This window comes from uncultured Rikenella sp. (genome assembly GCF_947628055.1).
Lineage (GTDB): Bacteria > Bacteroidota > Bacteroidia > Bacteroidales > Rikenellaceae > Rikenella.
In genome coordinates this window covers 1-3495 of sequence record NZ_CANQYJ010000157.1, presented here as the reverse complement: position 1 = coordinate 3495, position 3495 = coordinate 1, and the positions used below count along the sequence as shown (strand labels likewise).

Genomic DNA, 3495 nt, shown 5'->3' with positions numbered 1-3495 from the left:
CATCTCAATAGGTTCCTTTTGTTCACAACCGAGCAGCGTTTCGAGAGCAGAGGCCGCTTGCGGACTATGCCGAGATAGCGCGAGGAAAACGAGCGTAGCGCAGTTAAAGAGAACAGTTCCCTCCCAAGCACACGTACAATAAAACCTACGATTAAAGAGGATAGTTATCCGCGCGCCATGCCGGAGAGGAGAGACGACATTTTCAGCCAGCTCGGTCTGTCGCCCATCCCTCGTGGCAGCCCCGACAAGACTTTGGTCAGAACTTGCATAGCCTATATGGAGTCAGGTCAACCAAGAAGATTTAGCCGGACCTAACACCACCATTTACCCCTTGATTTCCAAGCCATACTGCGTCAGCAGCCCTTCGAGCCCGTCCCGCGCGAAACAGGCCCCCCGCATCCGATTGGACGCCGGGTCGATCGTATAGCCGACCGCCGTGCGGAAATCCGACCGCTCCAAACTGCAACGATCGAACAGCGTCCGTTCCAAGTCGCATCCCGAAAAATCCGCCCGCGTCAGGTCGCACTCCGAAAAGAAACACTCGATCAACGCACTCCCCGAGAACGGGATTTTCGGCATCTTCAGCTCGTGGAACGAACAAAAACTCAAGTGGCACTCCCGGAACGTCACCGAAAAACCGAACTTGCGGCAGAGACCGAAATCGACACCCCGCACCTCGCATCCCTCGAACGCCACATTCCGCATGCCCGTTTTCTCCAACCGGGTCATCACTATCCGGCACCGGTCGAAAACACAGTCCGCGAAATCGAACTCCGAAAAGTCGGCTTCCGTGAAATCACACTCCCGGAACACGCACATCTCGAACTCCGTTCCCGGCAGGCTCCCCCTTCCGCAGATTTTGTGCAATACCTTGTCGCAAATCCAGACCATCGGCATCAAAAATAGCGGATTTTCGCAAAATTCCGTTACCTTTGCATCCTCTTAAAGCAAATAAAACTAACCAGATACTTTCAATGAACGTAGTCAGAGAAAACCTCGAGAACCAGACCGCCCTGCTTCGGGTCACCGTGGGCGAGGCCGATTACAAGGAACAGGTCGACAAGCAGCTCAAAGATTATAAACGCAAGGCGAATGTGCCGGGCTTCCGTCCGGGGATGGTGCCGATGAGAATCATCAACAAGATGTACCGCAAGGGTGTGCTGGCCGACAATACGTATCACAAGGCTACCGATGCGGCGTTCGGATATATCAAGGAAAACGGGATCGAAACCGTCGGCGACCTGATGCCGTCGGACAAACAGGGAACACTGGATTTCGACAAGGGAACCGATTTTGAATTCGTGTTCGAGATCGGGCTGGCGCCGGAAGTGAATCTGGCGCTGACCAAGAAAAACAGCGTGACGAAATACACGATCGAACCGAACGACGATATGCGGAAAGGGTTCCGAAGCAACTACATGCGGCGGTTCGGGAAGTTGGTAGACGTCGATGCCGTGACCTCCGACGAAGCGCTGACCGGGACTTTGACGCAGGGGAATACGGTCGTGGACGATGCTTACGTGGGGCTGATCGGCATGGATGAAGAGGCGCGCAAACCGTTTATCGGCAAGAAAGTAGGGGATGCCGTTGAAGTGGACGTCAACGAAATTTACAAAACTCCTTCCCAGCGGGCTTCGATTCTGGGTGTCAAGGAAGCGGAACTCGAAGGGATGGATCCGAAATATACGTTCACCATTACCCAGATTCGGAAGTTCGCCGAACCGGAGCTGAACGAAGAGTTTTTCAAGATGGCTTTCCCGGCCGGGGACGTGACGACGCCGGAACAGTTCGATGCGAAGATCGACGAGCAGGTGCGCGGCGAGCTGGCCAAGGAAACCGAGTTCAAGTTTACGGCGGACGTGCGGAAGTACTTGTTGGAGAAGACGGGTTTGTCATTGCCGGAAGCGTTCCTGAAAAACTGGCTTTACCGGGTGAACGAGGAAAAGTTCTCGATGGAGGAGATCGAAAAGGATTTTCCGCAGTTCCTCGACATGCTGCGTTGGGACTTGATCCGGCGCAAGGTGATGAAGGACAACCAGCTCGAAATCACGCAGGAGGATGTGAAGGCGGAAGCCAAAGAGGTGGCGATGATGCAGTTCCAGTATTACGGAATGCACACCGTGGCGGATGATATGCTGGAAAACTTCGTGAATTCGATTCTGGGGAACAAGGAGGAGGTGCGCAAGATTTACGACAAGGTGGGTGAACGGAAGGTGATCGAGGCGGTGGCGGCGCAGATCAAGGTGAACGAAAAGACCGTGACGCCGGAAGAGTTCCAGAAATTGGGGTAGTGGCTAACGGGGGGCGGGAGGCTCTCTTTCCGATCGGGTGGAATGGCAAGGCGCATTTTGTGGTCAAAATGCGCCTTGTTCGGTGAAAAATCGTAATTTTACCTACCGTTGGTGCAGGGGGATTGGGGAGTTTTTTCGACACGCGGGACAAAAAAGTTGGAATAGAGCTTGCCTCAGCGATGCGCAGCATCGCAAGCCCGCCGCGGGCACGCGGCCTCGCGCGGGAGCGCAGTTCCATCCGGTTAAGGCGAAACAAATACCTTGGCTGGAGTACCGAGGGCACCCCGCGCGCCGCGCCTTACAGAGCGAAATCATTTCGACAAACGACAGTTTGTTGAAATAAGATTTCGCTGGCGCTCGGGAAAAATAATGTAAAAGCGGTCTGAATCGCATGTCAAGCAGCGCCAGCCTTGCGCGACACCGCTGGAAAAGGAAATCGTTCAAAAGCCGCTTGCGCTTTTGAACAGGATTTCCGCCAGCGCTCGGGAAAAAAATAATTTGGGGTAGAGGCAGCCCAGGCGATACGAAGTATCGCAAGCCCGGCGGGGGCACCCGCGGCCCGCCCGGCCCGAGGGCAGTTTCCTCCCGTTAAGGCGGCGCAAACTCCTATATTCGCGTGCCGAGGGTCCCGGCACCGCGCGCGCGACGGCTGGAGACGGAAATCGTTCAAAAGCATGAATTGCTTTTGAACAAGATTTCCGCCAGCGCGCGGGAAAAAGCAAGTTCATCTCCGCGCGCCACGCCGAAAAAGGAAAATTGACGGTTTCAACGTGAGTTGAAAACGAACGATTTTCCCGGCGCGCGAATCACAAGCAATTTGTACCCGGCAGGTTCCGGCAAAACGCAGTTTCGCTCGTCCACCGCGGGCACGCGGCCCCGCGCGGGAGCGCAGTCTCCTCAAACTCCCCGCGCGCGACAGCTGGAGTAGGAAATCGTTCAAAAGCAGCTTGCGCTTTTGAACAAGCTTTCCGCCAGCGCACGGAATGAAATAGTTTTTTGTGGCAAAATGGGCCGGAGCCAGCGGGGACTGCAAATGAGCGCAGCGAGAAAATTGCAGGCCTCCGCCCGGGGTGGCTCCGGCCTGTCATAGAGAGATCGCAACCGAACTGAGTTTCCGCCGGTGCGTGGGTAAAGAATGATTCTGAATAGCACCGGGTCGCCGCCAGCGGAAAGAGCAACGAGCACCGCCGAAGTTGCTCGCGCC

General features: G+C 55.4%; 2 protein-coding genes. One reads left to right on the top strand and one right to left on the bottom strand.

Features of this window, described 5'->3' with window-relative positions:
- Window positions 1–324: 324 nt before the first annotated feature.
- Window positions 325–891: a pentapeptide repeat-containing protein gene (locus Q0Z93_RS09930; protein WP_298065095.1), complete on the bottom strand. Its 567-nt coding sequence runs from the start codon at window positions 889–891 to the stop codon at window positions 325–327.
- Window positions 892–974: 83 nt separating this feature from the next.
- Between Q0Z93_RS09930 and tig the strand changes: the two genes are divergently transcribed.
- Entirely contained in the window at window positions 975–2291 is a 1317-nt protein-coding gene (gene tig, locus Q0Z93_RS09925; RefSeq protein ID WP_298065093.1) for a trigger factor, read from the top strand.
- Window positions 2292–3495: the final 1204 nt, after the last annotated feature.